Source organism: Pseudomonas sp. KH_017 (assembly GCF_057840285.1).
Genome location: NZ_CM174509.1, coordinates 2,489,435 through 2,507,767 on the forward strand (window position 1 = coordinate 2,489,435; position 18,333 = coordinate 2,507,767).

Genomic DNA, 18,333 nt, shown 5'->3' on the forward strand with positions numbered 1-18,333 from the left:
GCGGCGCTCCGACGAAGGACGTCAACGATAACGCGGGCTATCTGGATTAACGCGTCGCCCTTGAGTTCTTCGCGAGCAAGCTCGCTCCTACAGGTACACACACACACATAAAGCAGTAAAAAAAAGAAAAGCAGCCACAGAAAAAAAGCCGCCGATTGCGCGAACAACCGGCGCAAAGCGCGTTTTTTTAAACGGCGACGCCGCGGATGACCGAAACGGTGCAGTGGTAGATGTGCGATTTGGCGGCCAGGCACCAGTTCACATCGTTGTTGTTGAACGGGCGGTAGGCCGGTTCTTCACTGTCGTTACGGGTGCAGGCGCACTGGGCGCAGCTCTGCTTACCGCAGCAGTCGTTGTACGAAATGATGTAGTCCTTGCCGTCGGCCGGGTTGCGGCAGGTGCCGATCCAGGTCACTTGCGAGGCTTCGGTGCCCGGTGGGCAGGACGTCACCGACCCGCCGCAGCAACTGCACAGAAAGCCGTCGACGGAGCAGTAGCGCCAGTAGTCGCAGCTGTTCGGATCACCCGGGTCGCCGGCCTGCGCAGGCTCCGCGGCCAGGGCCTTGCTGGTGCGGTCCAGCGGCAACAGCAGGGGCAGGGCGGCACCGGCCACCATCAGCGAACCCATGCGTGCCAGCAGTTTGCGGCGCGAAGTGGTGTCGGCGACACGGCGGGACGAACGCTCAAACAACAGATCCAGCAGTTTCATAAAGGTCTCCCTGCCTAATCAGTGGCTATGGCCGTGGCTGTGGTCGTGATCGTGGGTGTGCGGTTGGGCATTGAGGTACTGCTGCAGCGTGGCGTGCTTCAAATGCTCGACTTCGAACAGGCTGTCCAGGTGCTCGCGGGAGTTGACCAGGCCTTTGGCGCGCAGGGTGCCGGCCTTGTCGATCAGCGCAGCGTACGGCAGCTTGCCGATCTGGTAGGTCATGCCCACTTCCGGCCCGACCACGTAGGTGGCGTCTTCGAGTTTGTGTTCGCGGATCAGCGCTTGCTGGGCGTCCATGTCGCCATCGCTGACGAACACCACGTCGAGGCGGTCCGATTGCTCCTTGGCGATGGATTTGATCGCCGGCAGCAGCGACTTGCAGATCGGGCAGGTCGGCGAAAGGAAGAACAGCAGTTGCGATTTTTCTCCGGCATAACCGAAGTTCACCGGACGACCGTGACGGTCGCTGGCGGTGACTTGCGGCGCGGGTTCATTGACCGCCACGCCTTTGTCGACCATCAACGCGCCGGCCGGCGCCAGGCGACCGTGCAGCACGCCAATCTGCCGCACCAGGCCCATGACGACAAACGCCACGGCCACCAGCAGCACCCAGAGCAGAACGTTGGAAACAATCAAGCCTTCCATTTCGATTACCTACCAATCAATTTGAGCAGAAGAGGGGAACTCGCCAGCAAGCCATCGGCCGCGGCGTAGATGAGCAGCGCGACTGCGGCCGCAGCCAGGGTCACGAAGCCATCGAACAGGTTGAGGTCACGGACAACCGGCGCCACGCTGGCCACCAGCGCAAGAGCCACCAGTGCGCTGTTGCGTAGCAGCAGTACCGGGCGCAGCGGCTGTGCCTGGTCGGGGCCGGCGCAACCGCAATCGATGTCCGCACGACCGCGCCACAGGTTGATGCCGATGGCGGCGGCGTACAGGGCCAACAGGCTGGCGGCGCTCAACGCGGCGTAACCACGGCTGACTGGCACCAGCAGGGCAAAGGCGATGGCCAGTTCCAGCAGCGGCACCAGCCGCGCCGTCGGGCGCACCAGCGCCTCGGGCAGCAGTTGATAGTCCGCCAGCTGCCGGGCGAAGCGGGCCGGCGCGCGCAACTTGTGGGTCGCGGCGCTGGCCAGCAACACCGCGATGGCGATGGCGCTGGTTATGATGAAGATCGGATCTGTGTGCATGGCCGAACCTCTTAGTAGCTCAGGACCTGAGTCGCGGTCTTCGCGACTTTCGGCATGCTGCCGGTGAGCTTGTTGGTCTTCAGATCGAAAATCTGCAAACCGCCTTCCACATCGGTGCCGAGCAACAACGGCTTGTCGTCACCGGTGGCCTGCATGCTCCACACTGGAACGGGTGCTTCCAGGGTCGCGACTTTCTTGTGGGACTTGAGGTCAAAGGCCCAGATCAGCGGACTCGGGTCTTCCCACTTCATGGCTTCGTGGGCGTCGTGCATCAGCACGTACAGGCGGTCCAGCTTCGGTGCCACGGCCATCAACTGCCAGCCACCCGGCGCCCAACCGGCTTTCTTTTCCTCGTCGGAAACCAGCGACCAGGACGGCAGGACCTTCGGCGCATCACCGGCGAAATCCACCGGGCGTACGGTGCCGGTCGTGGTGGTGAAGTAGTAGGTGTCGCCGACGTTGATTGCGCGCTCTACCAGTTTTTCCGCGTTCGGATCAAAGAACGGCGTGCGGCTGCGCGCGGTTTCCTGGCCCTGATCGTTGAGGGTCACCACCTGCAGGCTGCCGTCGCCGCACAGCGAGGCGAAGCGGCGGTTGCCGACCGGGTAGTTGAGCACGCAACCGGGGATGGCGATTTCCGTGGCAACGGCCTTGGCCTGGGTGTCGACCACGGTCACCGAAGTCGACGGGGTGAAGTTGTAGACGTAGACGAACTTGTCGTCGCCGCTTGGCTTGAGCGAATAACGCTGGGTTAGCGACTCGGCGCGCTTGTTCGGAATCAGCACTTCCCAGGCTGGCGACAGGGTCGAGCTGTCCCATGCGGTGAGCACGTCGGTGCGGGTACCGCGGGTGCCGCGTGAGTACCAGATGTCGGCGCTGTAAAGGGTTTTCTTGTCGTGACTGAGGGTCGACGGCGCAGCAAAACCGGTCGGTACCATGCCGAGGATGCGCTTCTGGTCCGGGTCGACCACGGTCACGCGGCCAGCCACGAAGCTGTCGAACTCGACATCGATGACGAACGCACGGTGAGCTTCGGGTGGAAACGCCAGAACGGTCTGGCCAATCGTACCGACGGGCAAGTCCGCGCGGGCACTGTTCAAACCGAGTACAAGCAGGCTCAGGCCTAGCGCTGACTGTACGGAGATCCTGTTTGTTCGCATAAGGGGAACTTCCTGAATTGTTGGTAACGCGGATCGCGGGTGCTTTGGCAGATTTTTACCCTTTGATTCTGCCGTGCCCCGCGATCGGGAGAATTGCCCTGCCTGCCAAGTGTTTGTGTGTCTGTGCCAGTGTCATGAAGGACTATGTAGGAGCGAGCTTGCTCGCGAAAAAAACAAGGGCACCGCTGGGCATCTGGTAGTGCGCGTTATCGTTCACCACCTTCGCGAGCAAGCTCGCTCCTACAGGGGGCAGGGAGACGATAAGAGGGGAAGGGAGAAGGTAAACACCGCGCCACACGGCTCGAGGTTTTGCGCCCAGATATCGCCACGGTGGCGGCCGATGATGTTCTTGCACAGCGCCAGGCCGATGCCGTTGCCGCTGACCTTGGACGAGAAGAAACCGTCGAACAGCTTCTCCTGCGCCTGGGCCTGAATGCCGCGACCGCTGTCTTCAATGCGTACCAGTGCCACATCGTTCTCGCGGCTGGCATGGATGCGTAGCAAGCGACGTTCTGTGGGCAGATCGGCCATTTCCTCAATGGCGTTGAAGGCCAGGTTGAGGATCACCTGGCCGATCAGCACCTTCTCGCAACTCACCCGCAGCGGTTCTGAGGCGGTGACGATTTCCACGCGCACCAGGCTCGGATCGGCCCGCAGGCTGATGAAGTAGCGGGTTTCGCGCAGCAGTTCATTAAGGTCGACCAGTTCTTCGGTCTGCTCCAGCTTGACCACGTAATCGCGCACGCTCTTGATGATCACCGAGGCATGCTCGATCTGCCGCACGGCGCTCTGCAAGCCCCAGGCGACGCCTTGATCGGTTTCGCCGGCGTTGCCCAGGCGAATCACCGCGCCTTCAATAAAGTTGCGGGTCGCCGCCAATGGCTGGCTCAACTCGTGGGCAATCGCCACGGCCATTTCACCCATGGCGTTGTAGCGCGCCAGGTACTCGAGTTTCTGCTCGCTGACCCGCCGCGCCTCTTCGGCCTGCACCTGTTCGGTCACGTCGCGGAACAGCAGCAGATGGCCGACCAGATCGTCCTCTATCTCGATGTAGCGGCAGGTTGCGTCATGCCAGCGCCACTCGCCATCGCGGCGCTGCACCTTGTAATGCACGTTGAACGGCGCGTGCTTCGGTCTCTCATGGGCAAGCTGTTGCAGCAGGCGCTGGCCGGATGCGTCGTCGCACCACGCCAGGAAGTTCTTGCCCATCAGCTTGTGCACTTCGCTGTTGAGCAGGTGTGCGCCGGAGTCGCTGATAAAGCGAATGTCGCCCTCCGGGCCGAGCACCGCTACACCTTCGGCCAGGTCCTGCATGAAGGCCTTGAGTCGACTCTCGAAACGCTTGAGGTCGCGCTTGACCTTGTCCTCCTTGGAAATGTCGCGGAACTGCACCATCAACACATCGCGACCGTCCAGGTGCACCAGGGTTGCCACCGCCTCGGACAGAATCTCCACCCCTTGCTTGGAGCGGTAGCACCACTCGATGGCCCGTTGTCCGGTGCGCGCGGCGCCTTCCAGCCAGCGCAAGCCCACCGAACGCCGGTACTTCGGTGCGTCGCGGGTCATGTCCGGGGCCTTGAGCGGCGTCAGTTCTTCCAGGCTAAAGCCCAACGCCGCGAGGGCTGCGGCGTTGGCCCAGAGAATTTCCTTGGTGTGCGCGTCATGAAGAATGATGCACAGCGGCATGGCTTCGATCAGCGCATAAAAGTCGTTCGGTTTTGGCTGGTACATCGCACGGCCCCTGGCGGCAGAGATTTGCAGTATGGCGTTTTATACCTGCTCGCACAGCGGGATGCGCTCAGAGGTAATCGGTGGGGGGCTAGGGGTTTTCTTTAGTGAGGGGGTTGCACGCACCAATAGTTGTGCCGGGACGCGGTTTTTACACTGGACCTCAATGCAAGGGCAACGATCCCCTTACTTGTAGGAGCGAGCTTGCTCGCGATGGACGTCAACGATAACGCGTCCTGTCTGAATGACTGTGTTGTCCAGACGTTTTTCGCGAGCGAGCTCGCTCCTACAGGTGCCGGTTCAGCCCAACTAACAATAATCAAAACGGAGAACCAGCCCATGCTGCGTTCAGCTGTCGCGCAACAAGACCCTGTGTCCGCCCCGGTCGTGCCAATGGTCGAGAGTCAGCTATTCCAGCAAGTGCTGGATGAGGTTCGCCAACGTCGCGAAGAATTCGACGCCGGCTCCCACGTGCCTCGGGACATGATCGAGCGCTTCAAGCAGGTGGGCATTTTTCGCGCCGCCACGCCGAAATGCTTCGGCGGCGACGCCCTGGCACCGGCGCTGTTCCTGCAAATGATCGAGCGCATCTCCGAAGCCGACGGCTCGGCGGGCTGGGTGGCCAGCTTCGGCAGCGCCGGGGTCTACCTGGCAGCCTTGCCGCGGGAAACCCTGGCTGAACTCTACGCCGAGAGCCCTGACCTGGTGTTCGCCGGTGGCTTGTTCCCGTTGCAACCGGCGGAAACTGTGGAAGGCGGCTATCAGGTCAACGGCACCTGGAAATTCGCCAGCGGCTGCAAAGGCGCAGACCTGTTGGGCGTTGGCATCGGCGCCGCTGGCGGCAAGCCGCGCACCGCAGTATTTCGCCCGGAGCAGGTAGACATCGTCGAGAACTGGGAAGTGGTCGGCCTCAAGGGCACCGGCAGCCATGACTTGCGCGTAAGCGATAAACGCGTTGATGAGCGCTGGACGTTCATCCGTGGCGGTACCGCGACCATCGACGAACCGCTGTTCCGCTACCCGTCGATCGCCTACGCCGCGCAAGTGCTGGCGGTGGTCAACCTCGGCCTGGCCCGTGCGGCCCTCGACGAAATCAGCCGTATGGCGGGCGGCAGCGGCATCACCGGCGCGCCGAAATTGTCCGACCGCGCTTACGTGCGCATCGAGATCGCCAAGGCTGAAGCCAAGCTCAGCGCTGCGCGCGGTTTCTTCTACAACGCCACCGAACAGGTGTGGAACTCGATCCTGGCCGGCAACCCGGTCACGCCGGAGCAGACCAGCCTGCTGCGCCTGTCGGCTATTCACGTGTCCCAGGCCGGTGCCGAGGTGGTGCAGAGCGCCTACAGCCTGGCCGGCACCACTGCCATTTACCTGCGCCATCCGCTGCAACGCTATCTGCGCGATTCGATGGTGGTGACCCAGCACGCCTTCCTCAGCGAAGGCCTGTATGACGGCGCCGGCTCGGTGTTCCTCGGCGTCTCGCCGTTCCCGGGCTACATCTGAATCCCCATTACTTTTTCAAGGAATCGCACCCATGTCGCAAACCACCCAAGAGCCGTTGCGCGTCGTCTTCTGCATCGGCATCACCCAGAACTTTTTCGACCTGCCCACCGGCGAAGGCCTGAGCGTATGGAAAGGCTTCAGCCAGATGATGGGTGACCTCGGCGCCATGCCCGGCATCACCGTGCTCGGCGCCATGGACGACGACCGCCTGATGGTCGGTCCGTCCACCACCTCGCCCTGGACCGTGTACATCATGGCCGACGTCGACTGCCACCAGTCGGTGATCGACGCCTGCAACCTGTTCCGCACCACGCCGGTCGGCCAGTACAGCCTGTGGCGCTACGCGAAGATCGAAGCGCGCATCGGTCGCCCGTTGACCATTCCTGATGCGGCCAAGGTGTAAGCCATGAACGAGGCCTTGCTGCAGCGTCTGGCGACGCTCGAAGGGGAAAGCGCAGTGCGTCGCCTGATGGCGCACTACATGGACCTGTGCGATGTGCCGCGGGCGGCGATTCATCAGAGCCAGTTGGCGCAATTGTTCACTGAAGATGCGATCTGGGAAGGCGTTGGTAGCCAGACGGCGCAGACCTTCGGCCAGCATCACGGACGTGCGGCGGTGGCGGCGTTTGTCGGCGGTTATCTGCCGCCGTCCGACCACTTCAAGCTGAACCTGCATTACCTCACCAGCGAGTCGATCGTGGTCGACGGCAAGGCGGCGCAGGGGCAGTGGATCATGCAGCAGATCTCGACTTACGCCGATGGCCGCAACGAGTTGTTCGGCACGCGCCTGAACATCGATTTTCGTTGTGTCGACGGCGCCTGGCTGATCGCGCATTTCCGTACGCAGCGTTTGTTCAATACGGAGTTGAGTGCATGAGTACGTTCATCAGCGAATTCCTCCTCGGTGGCAACGGCAAGCGCGTCGCCATCAAGGACTCTATCGACATCGCCGGCCATCCGACCCGCTCGGGCAGCCGAGCCTTCGCCGATGCACCGGCGGCGACGAAAAACGCCGAAGTGGTCGATGCGATCCTCGACGCTGGCTGGCAGATCGTCGGCAAGACCAACCTGCATGAACTGGCGTTCGGCGTGACCGGCATCAACGAATGGACCGGCACACCGATCAATCCGCAAGCGCCGGACCGTGTTCCTGGCGGCTCGTCCAGCGGTTCGGCTTCGGCGGTCGCGGCCGGGTTGGCGGACATCGCCATCGGCACTGACACCGGTGGTTCGGTGCGGGTGCCGGCAGCGTGCTGCGGGATTGCCGGGCTCAAGCCGACTTATGGTCGCGTCAGCCGTGTCGGCGCCCATCCGCTGGAGTCCAGCCTCGATTGCGTCGGGCCGTTCGCCAAAAGCATGGACGACCTGATTGCCGCGATGCAGGTGATCTGCCCGGGCTTTACCGCTCAAGGCCTGCCAAGCGATGGCGCCAGGGTCGGCTTTCTCGAGGTGGCCTGCGATTCGCACCTGCAAGCCAGCCTGGGTGCCGCCACCGACCGCGCCGGATGGCGTCGCAGCAACCTGCACCTGAGCGATTTCGAAGCAGCGTTCGCGGCCGGCCTGACCGTGATCAATTTTGAAAACTGGGCGGCCTTCGGCCACCTGACCGGCAAGGGCCTGATCGGCGCCGATGTGGAAACACGTTTGCTGGCGGCCAGCCGCACCACGCGCCAAGACCTGGCCGAGGCCGAAGCCGTGCGCACAGCGTTCACCCAACAAGTGGACGCGGCGCTGGAAGACTTTGCCGTATTGCTGCTGCCGACGCTGCCGAGCCTGCCGCCGACCCTCAGCGAAGCCCGCGCCGGCAGCAAGGCCGTGGCTGGCATGACCCCGCTGGTACGGCCTTTCAACCTCAGCGGCCACCCGGCCCTGACGGTGCCGGTGGAACTCGACTGCGGCGGGCTGAAGGTTGGCTTGCAAATTGTCGGGCGCAAAGGTCAGGACGAACTGGTCTGCGCCTTCGGCGCGCAACTGCAACAGAGCATGGCCGGTGAACGGCTTGGCTCTAAAACAAAATCATAAAAAGAAGCCATGAGGAGAACCGCATGAGCACTCATGAATATCAGCTGATCGCATCGTCGAAAAGCCCCGAAGACCTGGTCCAGCATGACCGCGTCGACGTCTCGCTGTACAACGACCCGGCGCTGTTCGAAGCCGAGCTGGACAAGATTTTCTACCGCACCTGGGTGTGGGTTGCCCACGAAAGCGAAGTGCGCAATTCCGGCGACTTCAAGACCGCCACCATCGGCCGTCGCCCGGTGATCGTCGTGCGCGACAAGAAGAACAACATCAACGTGCTGGAAAACCGTTGCCGCCACCGTGGCGCCACCGTGTGCGAGAAGCACAAGGGCAACGCCACCGGTTTCACCTGCCCGTACCACAGCTGGTCCTATGGCCTGGACGGCAAGCTGCGTGCGCTGCCGTATCCGGATGGCTACGAAGGCATCCTGGAGAAATCCGAACTACCGCTGACCAGCCTGCGCGTCGAGAGCTACGCCGGTATGGTGTTCGCCAGCTACAACGACGAGATCGAACCGCTCGAAGACTTCCTTGGCGGCGCCAAACACTGGATGGACCTGTTCATGAAGCAGGGCGCCGGTTACCCGATCAAGACCCAGGGCGAACACAAGTTCAGCTTCAAGGGCAACTGGAAGATCCAGCTGGAAAACACCACCGACGGTTACCACTTCCCGATCGTGCACAAGTCGTTCATGTCGTCGGTGGATGAAGAAACCTCGGAAATGCTCTCGTTCATGACCGACGAACAAGCGGTCACCCACTCGCTGGGCAACGGCCACAGCGTGATGGTGATGGTGCCGGAGCACGTCGATCTCGATCATGACGACGGTACTGAGCAGTTGCAGGAGCGCTTCGCTCATGTGACTGAAGAACTGTCGAAAAGCATGCCGGCCGATCAGGTCCGTCGCATCGTGCGCTCGCTGCACGGCGCCGGTTTCAACCTGAACCTGTTCCCCAACGTGGCGATGTCGATGTCGTTCTTCCGCGTGCTGCGCCCGGTGTCGGTCAGCGAAACCGAGATCCGCCACGTTGCCCTTGGCATGGATGGCGGCCCGGAAATCGCCAACCGCGAACGCATGCGCATCCACGAACACTTCCAGGGCCCGTTCGGTTTCGGCAGCCCTGACGATGCCGAGGCCTGGGATCGCGTGCAGCGCGGTTCGTATGCCGGCGTCGATGCGCCAATCCTGGTCAACCGCGGCCTGAACCGCGAAATCACCGCTGAGAACGGCGACAAGGTCAGCCACGCCACCGACGAAGGCGGCATGCGCGGTGCCTACGACATGTGGAAAAGGATGATGAGCCAATGAGCAATCACGACACCCTGAATGGTTTTTCCGGCCAATTGGCCCAGGCCATCGAATTCATCTGGCGCGAAGCCGAACTGCTCGACCACAAGCACTACGCCGAATGGGCGACCCTGTGGAGCGAAAGCGGCAAGTACATCGTGCCGATCGACCCGGACACCGAGGATTTCGAGGCGACCCTCAACTACGCCTACGACGATGCGCGCATGCGTGACCTGCGCATCGAACGCCTGACCGCCGGCTACTCGCCGTCGGCGGTGGATGCGGCGAAAACCATCCGCACGATCTCGCGTTTCCGTCTGGTGGAAGCGGCCGGCGACATCGTCGAAGTCAATTCGGCGCAGTTGCTGTACGCCTACAAGCGCGGCGTACACACGCCGTTCGTGGCTGACTTGAACCACCGCATTCGCTTCACCGACGGCGTACCGACCCTGGAGCGCAAAGTGGTGCGGCTGATCAACTCCACCGACAGCCTGAGCGCGCTCGGCTTCCTTTTGTGAGGGCAACATCATGAGTCGAGTAGCCCTTGTAACGGGTGCCTCGCGCGGACTGGGCGAGTGCCTCGCCCGTCGTCTGCATGCGGCGGGTTATCGCGTGGGTCTGGCCGATGTGCGTCTCGATGGCGTGCAACGTTTGGCTTTGGAACTCGATAGCAGCGGCGCCAGCGTCATGGCCATCGAGCTGGATGTGCGCAGCAAGGCCGACTTCCAGCGTGCTCGCGACCTGCTCACTGAGCAGTGGGGCGGCACCGACATTCTGGTGAACAACGCCGGTGTGTCGAAAGTCGCGGCGCTGATGGACATCACGCCGCAAGAGTTCGACGAGTCGATGGCGATCAACCTGCGCGGCACCTTTGTCGCCTGCCAGGTGTTCGGCGCGCACTTTGCCGAACGTGGCTTCGGCCGCATCGTCAACATCGCGTCCCTGGCCGGACAGAACGGCGGCACCGCCACCGGCGCGCATTACGCGGCGGCCAAGGGCGGTGTGGCGACACTGACCAAGGTTTTCGCCCGTGAACTGGCGCCCCAAGGCGTGACGGTCAACAGCATCTCGCCGGGTCCGCTGGACTTGCCGGTGGTGCGCGAAACCGTGGCCCCGGAGCGTCTGGAACAGATTCTCAAGATGATTCCGGCCGGCACTCTTGGTGATCCAGCGTTCATCGCCGACAGCGTGTTGCTGCTGATCGCCGAAAACGCGACCTCCGTGACCGGTGCGTGCCTGGACGTCAACGGCGGCTTGTTCATGCGCTGATTGGCGCGCAGGCAAAGAACAGGGTGCCTGGACTACAGGCCCCCGCGTTAATAGAAATAACTCAAGTTTCAGGTGATGCAATGATGAAGGTGAAGATCGAAAGGATCGTCGACGAAGCGCTGGATATCCGTTCCTTTCGCCTCGTGCGCAGTGACGGCCAGCCGCTCGACACCTATGAACCGGGTGCCCACGTCGACCTGACCGGGCCGACCGGGGTGACCCGCCAGTATTCGCTGTGCAGCCCGCCACAGGATCGCCGGGCGTATCTGGTGGCGGTGAAGAAAGAAGCCCAGTCGCGCGGTGGCTCGCTGGCGCTGCACGAGCAAGTGGAAGAGGGCATGGAGCTGGAAATGGGTGCGCCGCGCAACCTGTTCCGTCTCGATGAAACGGCCAGTGAGCACGTGCTGTTCGCCGCCGGTATCGGCGTCACGCCGCTGCTGAGCATGGCTTATAGACTGGCGGAAAGCGGCCAGCCGTATCGCCTGCACTACTTCGCCCGTTCGGCGCAGTACGCGGCGTTCACCGAGCTGTTGGCGACGAATTTTGCTGAGTCGGTGGAATTTCACTACGGCGTGGAACCCGTGGATCTCGACGCAGCCTTAAGCGAATGCCTGGAGCGTGCCGGCAGCGCCGCCCACGTCTATACCTGCGGCCCGGCACCCTTCATGAACAAAGTGGTGGAAGTGGCGTCCCGCACTCGCTCGGATGATGCCATTCACCTGGAGCACTTTGCAGCAGACCCGGCCGCCAACAGTGCCCCTGCTGGTACGTTCGAAGTGGAACTGGCCAGTTCCGGCGTGGTACTGCAAGTGCCGGCCAACGCCAGCCTGGTCGACGTGTTGCAAGCCCATGGTTGCGATATCGATACCGAGTGCCGCGAAGGCATCTGCGGTACGTGCATCGTCGAGGTGCTGGACGGCTTGCCGGAGCACCGTGACAACTGTCTGTCGAACAAGGAAAAGGCGTCCAACAAGCAGATTTGCGCGTGTGTATCACGGGCGCTTTCCGCTCGTCTGGTATTGGACCTTTGACCGAAAGTCGACTGGAAAGCTTGGGCCGGAGCTTGTTGAATGGGCGCCTGGCGGCCGTCGAAGGAGGAGATGGCTACAGCAACACCCGTTTTGACGAACCGCTCGATGAAGCCGTCGAAAAATAACAACAAAAACCTGAGGCTTTGCGGACATGATTACAGCATCGACGGTGCGCAACGAGGCGTTCGAAAGTTGGTTGAGCCAGGTGAACCAGGCCTGTGGGCGTTTCGATGCCCGGGCGCTGGATTCCGATTTCTACGGCGAACTGGCGGAATTTCGCAGCGGTGCGATCAACCTCAGTGTGGTCGACATGGCGCACGTGCATTTGTATCGCACCAGCAAGGACGTCAGCACCAGCAGCGACGGCCACTACTACGCGGTGTTCCAGCTGCGGGGCAGCTCGCAACTGGAGCAGGGCGACAACCGCGCGCAACTGGGCTGTGGCGACATTGCCCTGATCGACGCCAGCCGTCCGAGCGACATGATCTACAACGACGATTGCCGACAACTGTCGCTGATTTTGCCGCGCCAGGTGGTCGAGCGCGGTTCGCACTTCAATGCGGTCAACTGCGCCACGCGCATCGCGGCCGGCAGCCCCCTGGCGGCGATGGCCAACAAGCTGGTGCTGGACACCCGCCAGCAGGAAGGGCTGGATATGCAGGAAAGCGAGGCCGTGCTCGATGCCCTGGCCAGCCTCTTGCTGCCAGGCATCAGCGCCCGCGACTGCGGTGCAGACGCTCACGAGCGGCAATTTCGCAAGATCATCGCCTTCATCGACGCGCACCTCAGTGACGAAGAACTGTGCCCCGAGCTGATTGCCCGTGAAGTGGGGATTTCCGTGCGCGGCCTGTACCGGATGTTCTCCAAGCGCGGCCTGGTGGTGGCGCAATACATCAAGCACCGGCGCCTGGACTTCTGCGCGGAAAACCTGCGCCGGGCGGATGTCGAGCAAAAGCTTTCGGCGCTGTGTTATGCGTGGGGGTTCTCGGATTCGAGCTACTTCTCGTCGGCGTTCAAATCGCGCTTTGGTGTGTCACCGGGTGCTTATCGCAAGCGGTATAGCCAGATCTGACACCCGTCATTGATGGTGTATTTGCTGGCCTCTTCGCGAGCAAGCCCGCTCCCACACTAAATCTTCAGCGAACACAGAAGTTTGTGTACGACGAGATCAACCTGTGGGAGCGGGCTTGCTCGCGAAAGCGGTGTGTCAGTCACTATCCATGTTGAATGTGTCGGCCCCTTCGCGAGCAAGCCCGCTCCCACATTGAATCTGCGGTGAACACAAAGTCTGTGTCCGGCCGAGATCAAAATGTGGGAGCGGGCTTGCCCGCGATGGCGGCCTGACGGCGAATACAGAATGATCAGTGCCGCGCCGGCTCATCCACCGGCAAATGCAGCACCTCGCGCACCAGCATGGCGATGCTGCTCACGCCCATCTTCTCCTTGATCTTGGTGCGGTGCACATCAACGGTCTTCACGCTGATGTTCAGCTCCCGGGCAATCACCTTGCTGGCCTTGCCATCGATCACCAGCATCAACACTTCCCGCTCACGGCTGGTCAGCAGTGCCAGTTTGCCTTGCAGGTTCTGACGCTGCTGCTGATCGGCCTGGGCGTGCACGGCGGTCTTCAGCGCCGCCTGGATGCGGTCGATCATCTGCTGCGGGTTGTAGGGTTTTTCGACGAAATCCAGCGCGCCGTTCTTCATCGCCGTGACCGACATCGGAATGTCGCCATGGGCCGAGACGAAAATGGTCGGCAAGGTGCTGCCGCGCTGGTTGAGGATTTCCTGCAACTGGAAACCGCTGGTCTCCGGCATGCGCACGTCGAGCACCAGGCAGGCGGGCTGCTTGGGGTCGTACTGGCTGAGGAATTCTTCGGCGCCGGCAAAGCACTGCGCCTGCACGCTCACCGACTCCAGTAACCAGGCCAGTGAGGTTCGCAGGTCCTTGTCGTCGTCGACGATATAAACAATCGGTTTACGGATTTCCATCGGGGCTGCCACGAAAGTTTTCTAATTATTGTTTTCGCACGCGAACGCGCGGCACGCATTGGCTCATCTTTCTGGAACCAGTATGCAGAATACCCACTGTGGCCGGCCCTTGCGATAAAGAAACCACCTAGTCGACTAGCGGAAACCCAACCTCGCCATGGGGATCGTCAGAATGGTTGCGGTGCGCCCGCAGCCTTAGTCTTGTTCCATCACCTACGGGCCGCAAGATAGCGGTCCTCCTGAAGGAAGGGGCATCGACATGGCCGACCTGAGCCAGCAGCAAATCGACTTTCGCAACGCCATGGCGCAGCTGCCTGCTGCGGTGAACATCATCACCACCAACGGTCCCGGCGGTCGTTGCGGCATCACCGCCAGCGCCGTGTGCTCGGTGACCGACTCGCCGCCCACCGTGCTGGTGTGCGTCAACCGCAACAGCGCCACCCACGACGTGTTCCGCACCAACGGCCACCTGTGCGTCAACGTGCTGTGTGGCGAGCAGGAAGAACTGGCCCGGCATTTCGCCGGCATGACCAAAGTGCCGATGGACGAACGCTTCGCCTGGGACCTGTGGGACGACGGCGCCGCCGACGTACCGGTGCTGCGCGATGCCCTGGTGCAGCTCGAAGGGCGGATCAGCGAGTGCAAGGAAGTGGGCTCGCATTCGGTCATGTTCGTGGAGCTGACGAAGGTGGGCGTGCGCGAACCGCGCGACAGCCTGGTGTATTTCAACCGGTTGTTTCATCGCGTTGAGCATGCCAGCGCGGCTTGATATAGACCGCGTTATCGTTCTTCGCGAGCAAGCCCGCTCCCACAGTGGTTTATGTCGTACGCAAATGTTGTGTACATCAGAGATACCTGTGGGAGCGGGCTTGCCCGCGATGGCGGTGTATCAGGCCTGCAAATATTCCCGAGCCAACACGCAAGCCCGCTCAATCAACATCGGCGCCATTTCTTTCGCTGTCGGCGTGCCCTGGCGGGTATGAATCCAGCCCAGGTACGTGGTGCCACGCAGCATCAGGAACAATGCCAGTGTCCTGCGATCCGCCTCGGTCAGCGGCTTGACCGCGTTGTAGCCGTCGAGCAGCGCTGCCTTGATCTGCTCATAACGCGGGTCATCCAGGCAGAAGTACAGCGCGGTGGCCAACTCGAACATGTGCCAGCCGAACCTGTTTTAGTGAGAAATGGAGGGGTTTGAGCTTTGTCTTGCAGGGCACGCAGATGCGGGTTCTGCCCTGATGTCGGCTTCGATACTACGCCCGGGGTGCAGCGCGACAGGTGTGTGCGCATGCCATGTCATTGGCTGTGGGTGCCAGATTGGGTGAGATTTTTGTGCTCCATATGCGGGGTAAGACACGGCTGTCAGTTCGATCTGATTTTTCTGGTGCTGCGGCTATACGTGCCAATGTCTGTGTACTGTGCCGGTACTGTGTATCGGCAATTCAGGGCAGAAAAAGTATGGAGACGTCTTCAAAGCGAACCATTACGGACATAGGACTCAAGCAAGCCCTTTTGCTGGCTGATCTGACGGAACCCGCAGCACCCGATCACGCGATCAGGTTATTGCTGAAGGAGGTTCTTCAGGGGTTGGCGAACCAGGGCTGGCCCCAGGCGCAAGTGCAGACGGGCCCAAGAATCGTGTCCGCAGAAGAAAACTACGGCTTGCTCGGTTATGACCCGGCAGAAATCACCCTCGGAAGTGCGCACACCCGCTGGGTCGATGAGTGTTCGTTGTTGCGAACGCAAACCACCAGTCAAATTCCAGCAGCGCTTCAGCGTGCGGCTCAGGTGCGACAACCGGGGCAGACAATATTGCTGGCAGCTCCAGGGATCACTTTTCGTCGTGACAGCCGGGACCGTTGGCATTGCGCGGAGCCGCATCAGATGGATATCTGGGTACTGGGTGATCCTGATCTGGCGACACATGAACACTTGTTGCGTCTGGTCACCGATATCCTCGGTTCAGCCGTGCCGGACAAGCCCTGGATCTTCAGCACCAGCCCGCATCATTACACCGAAGGCGGGATCGAAGTGAATGTGTTGAATGATGGCGTCCCGGTAGAGGTTCTGGAGTGTGGTCGAATTGCCAAATCATTGTTGGATCGACTGAATATCGACCCTTTGCGCCATGGAGGACTGGCGCTGGGAATGGGGTTGGATCGTTTGACAATGCTGCGAAAAGGCATTCCCGATATTCGTTTGCTGCGTGATCAGAACGAACGTGTACAGGCACAGATGCATGATCTGAATCCGTGGAGTGCAGTCTCTCGGTTGCCCTCGATTACTCGTGATATTTCGTTAGCGGTAACGCCGGGGCTAAGCGAGGAAGTGTTGACTGAAAGGATGTTGCAGGCAGCTGGCGATTGTTCGGACTGGATCGAGGAAATGCAGATCAAAGGGCGTTGGGCGTTCACGGAACTGCCTCTGCAGGCCATCGATCGCCTCGGATTGCTGCCGGGGCAGGAGAATGTGCTGCTGCGTGTTGTACTGCGTGATTGTTCGCGATCAATCACCACCGCTGAGGCGAATGCCTTGTATTCGAACATTCAGGTGGCACTCCATGAAGGTGCGCCCGGGGCGGGTTACAGGATGGATCTCCCCAATATTATTTAACTGGCCACATCGCGAGCAGCCTCGCTCCTACTGGGGTCTCTGGTGAACACAAGATTTGTGTATGGCAAAAATCCAAATGTAGGAGCGAGCCTGCTCGCGATGGCGGAGTGTCAGGCGACATTGATGTTGAATGTGCCGGCCTCTTCGCGAGCAAGCCCGCTCCCACAGGGATCTGCGGTGAACACAAGATTTGTGTATGGCAAAAATCCAGTGTGGGAGCGGGCTTGCTCGCGAAGGCGGAGTGTCAGGCGGCAGCGATGTTGGATGTGCCGGCCTCTTCGCGAGCAAGCCCGCTCCCACAGGGATCTGCGGTGAACACAAGATTTGTGTATGGCAAAAATCCAGTGTGGGAGCGGGCTTGCTCGCGAAGGCGGTGTATCAGACACTGCAAATCTCAGATACGAAAGCTCCCCACCAACTGATTCAACTTCCACGTGGGCAACGACAACGCCACTGCCCATGGCCGAAATCAGAAACCGGTGGCGAACACCACCTGGGCGTAAACGTTCTTGTCGTTGTTACCCAGTTGGGTACCACCGTCTTCGGCGCTCTTGTCCGGTTGGTAGATGCCCACCAGTGGCATCACGGTCAGGTGGTCGTTGACGTGCCATTCGGCGTACAGGTCGACTTCGTGGCCATCGGTGTTGCCCAGGTTGCGGTCGATGGTGTCGAAGTTGAAGTACATCGCGCCGACGGTGAGGTTCTCCAGTGGCGAGACTTTCAGCGTGACGTTCTGGATGCGCGAGTTGCTGTTGAATGGCCCGGCGTAGTTGCCCGCCACTTCACCCTGGAACCAGGTGCCGTAGCCACGGCTGAAACCGTAGAACAGGGTGTCGTAGCCTTCCGAGAAACGGCTGTAGCGGTAGCTGGCGCTAGGCGTCCAGACTGCGTCGGAGAAGGTCCAGCCGGCTTCCAGGTACCAGGCGTCTTCGCTGGAGGTGTTGGGTTTGTCCTGCTTGGCGTATTCACCGGACAGGAACAGGTCTTTCACCCCGGCGTTGCCTGCCGCACGCAGGCTGTAGGTTTTCATGCCGTCGCGTTCGAGCTGGATCGGCGAGGCGTACTGTTCGTCGATGTCGGTGGTCTTGATGTAGGTCAGGCCGACCGTGCCGGCCTCGGCCACGTGCTCCAGGGTGCCGACGTACATTTCGGTCTTGGCCTGGGCGCGGTTGTCGGATTTGAGCCACATCAGGTCGCTGCGCCAGCCTTCCTTGCCGCCCAGACGTAACACGGCGGTTTCGTCGAAGGCCTTGCGGGCCGCCAGGTAGTAGGCGCCGCCACGGTTGAATTCACCGTCGGCCAGGCCCTTGCCCATGTTCAGTGCATCGCCGTCGATCAGGAAACCGTCGCCGACCACAATGTTCTGACGACCGAAGGACAGGTCGACGCCGTCACTGCCCAACGCGCCGAACAGATCGGCCGAGCGCCAGCCGAGGTAGGCGTCTTCGAACTTGGTGGTGCGTTCCGAGCCATCGGAAAAGCCGGCGGCATCGCCATCGCCCCAGGTGCCGGAGCTGAGCATGTTCCCCGCGCCGTACGCGGTACCCACACCGCCCAGGCCTTGATCGAAGCTCAAGCCGTATTTGATGTAGCCCTCGCGCCACGACGAGCTGCCTTCATTCAGGCGGCCGGACAGGGCGTAGTTTTCCTGGCTGTGGAAAATGCCGAACACGGCTTCGAGGGTAGCGTTCAGGTGGCTGTCGTCATCGGCGTAGAGTTCATAGGCACCGGCATTGCCGGCACTGATCATCAGCGCGAGCGTCGAGAGACGAAGCAAGGGGGACTTGAGCATGGTGTGGCATCCGTTCTTGTTCTTGAGCGCAGGTTTGCGGTC

18 protein-coding genes and 1 pseudogene are annotated in these 18,333 nt (G+C 61.4%); 11 read left to right on the forward strand and 8 right to left on the reverse strand.

From position 1 onward, the window contains the following. Positions 1-187: 187 nt before the first annotated feature. From AC3IT6_RS11345 to AC3IT6_RS11365, 5 genes are all read right to left on the reverse strand, one after another. Positions 188-709, reverse strand: a complete 522-nt coding sequence (locus AC3IT6_RS11345) for a methylamine dehydrogenase light chain (RefSeq protein ID WP_150725289.1) — start codon at positions 707-709, stop codon at positions 188-190. An 18-nt stretch (positions 710-727) separates the two neighbouring features. Further along, a complete protein-coding gene (gene mauD, locus AC3IT6_RS11350; RefSeq protein WP_090454794.1) occupies positions 728-1,354 on the reverse strand; it encodes a methylamine dehydrogenase accessory protein MauD in 627 nt (208 codons plus the stop codon). A gap of 5 nt (positions 1,355-1,359) precedes the next feature. Next, on the reverse strand, positions 1,360-1,899 hold the full coding sequence (locus tag AC3IT6_RS11355) for a MauE/DoxX family redox-associated membrane protein (RefSeq protein ID WP_489355540.1): 540 nt from the start codon (positions 1,897-1,899) through the stop codon (positions 1,360-1,362). 11 nt (positions 1,900-1,910) lie between these two features. Next, positions 1,911-3,059, reverse strand: coding sequence for an amine dehydrogenase large subunit (locus tag AC3IT6_RS11360; protein ID WP_489355542.1), 1,149 nt, complete (start codon positions 3,057-3,059; stop codon positions 1,911-1,913). 240 nt (positions 3,060-3,299) lie between these two features. Then, positions 3,300-4,790 (reverse strand): PAS domain-containing sensor histidine kinase, encoded by a 1,491-nt coding sequence (locus AC3IT6_RS11365; protein WP_489355544.1) that lies wholly within the window; start codon positions 4,788-4,790, stop codon positions 3,300-3,302. 336 nt (positions 4,791-5,126) lie between these two features. Between AC3IT6_RS11365 and AC3IT6_RS11370 the strand changes: the two genes are divergently transcribed. The 9 genes from AC3IT6_RS11370 (at position 5,127) to feaR (ending at position 12,970) form a co-directional block, all read left to right on the forward strand. Then, a complete protein-coding gene (locus AC3IT6_RS11370) occupies positions 5,127-6,290 on the forward strand; it encodes an acyl-CoA dehydrogenase family protein (protein WP_489355546.1) in 1,164 nt (387 codons plus the stop codon). Positions 6,291-6,321: 31 nt separating this feature from the next. Next, positions 6,322-6,693, forward strand: a complete 372-nt coding sequence (locus AC3IT6_RS11375; RefSeq protein ID WP_057715413.1) for a hypothetical protein — start codon at positions 6,322-6,324, stop codon at positions 6,691-6,693. A gap of 3 nt (positions 6,694-6,696) precedes the next feature. After that, positions 6,697-7,167 carry a nuclear transport factor 2 family protein gene (locus tag AC3IT6_RS11380; protein ID WP_489355548.1) on the forward strand — a complete coding sequence of 157 codons (471 nt, stop codon included), beginning with the start codon at positions 6,697-6,699 and terminating at the stop codon, positions 7,165-7,167. Further along, a complete protein-coding gene (locus AC3IT6_RS11385; protein WP_489355550.1) occupies positions 7,164-8,312 on the forward strand; it encodes an amidase in 1,149 nt (382 codons plus the stop codon). The genes AC3IT6_RS11380 and AC3IT6_RS11385 overlap by 4 nt, the downstream gene beginning before the upstream one ends. Before the next feature lie 23 nt (positions 8,313-8,335). Beyond that, positions 8,336-9,619: an aromatic ring-hydroxylating oxygenase subunit alpha gene (locus AC3IT6_RS11390; RefSeq protein WP_489355552.1), complete on the forward strand. Its 1,284-nt coding sequence runs from the start codon at positions 8,336-8,338 to the stop codon at positions 9,617-9,619. Further along, entirely contained in the window at positions 9,616-10,116 is a 501-nt protein-coding gene (locus AC3IT6_RS11395) for an aromatic-ring-hydroxylating dioxygenase subunit beta (RefSeq protein ID WP_489355554.1), read from the forward strand. The genes AC3IT6_RS11390 and AC3IT6_RS11395 overlap by 4 nt, the downstream gene beginning before the upstream one ends. Before the next feature lie 10 nt (positions 10,117-10,126). After that, entirely contained in the window at positions 10,127-10,867 is a 741-nt protein-coding gene (locus tag AC3IT6_RS11400; protein WP_489355556.1) for an SDR family NAD(P)-dependent oxidoreductase, read from the forward strand. Positions 10,868-10,947: 80 nt separating this feature from the next. After that, the gene (locus tag AC3IT6_RS11405; protein ID WP_489355558.1) at positions 10,948-11,898 is read left to right on the forward strand and encodes a PDR/VanB family oxidoreductase; all 951 of its coding nucleotides are present in this window, start codon (positions 10,948-10,950) and stop codon (positions 11,896-11,898) included. 151 nt (positions 11,899-12,049) lie between these two features. Then, positions 12,050-12,970: a transcriptional regulator FeaR gene (gene feaR, locus AC3IT6_RS11410; RefSeq protein ID WP_489355560.1), complete on the forward strand. Its 921-nt coding sequence runs from the start codon at positions 12,050-12,052 to the stop codon at positions 12,968-12,970. Positions 12,971-13,259: 289 nt separating this feature from the next. On the opposite strand, the gene AC3IT6_RS11415 is transcribed toward feaR, so the two are convergent. Continuing rightward, positions 13,260-13,889, reverse strand: coding sequence for a response regulator transcription factor (locus AC3IT6_RS11415; protein ID WP_008046301.1), 630 nt, complete (start codon positions 13,887-13,889; stop codon positions 13,260-13,262). 259 nt (positions 13,890-14,148) lie between these two features. Between AC3IT6_RS11415 and hpaC the strand changes: the two genes are divergently transcribed. After that, on the forward strand, positions 14,149-14,658 hold the full coding sequence (gene hpaC / locus AC3IT6_RS11420) for a 4-hydroxyphenylacetate 3-monooxygenase, reductase component (protein WP_056723075.1): 510 nt from the start codon (positions 14,149-14,151) through the stop codon (positions 14,656-14,658). 120 nt (positions 14,659-14,778) lie between these two features. Here hpaC and AC3IT6_RS11425 read toward each other — a convergent pair. Then, positions 14,779-15,054, reverse strand: a pseudogene (locus AC3IT6_RS11425) (aminoglycoside phosphotransferase); the annotation flags it as partial. A gap of 290 nt (positions 15,055-15,344) precedes the next feature. On the opposite strand from AC3IT6_RS11425, the gene srmL reads away from it, so the two are divergent. Then, entirely contained in the window at positions 15,345-16,499 is a 1,155-nt protein-coding gene (gene srmL, locus AC3IT6_RS11430) for a PheS-related mystery ligase SrmL (protein ID WP_489355562.1), read from the forward strand. 469 nt (positions 16,500-16,968) lie between these two features. Here srmL and AC3IT6_RS11435 read toward each other — a convergent pair whose 3' ends face one another. Next, positions 16,969-18,291, reverse strand: a complete 1,323-nt coding sequence (locus AC3IT6_RS11435) for an alginate export family protein (protein WP_150725447.1) — start codon at positions 18,289-18,291, stop codon at positions 16,969-16,971. Positions 18,292-18,333: the final 42 nt, after the last annotated feature.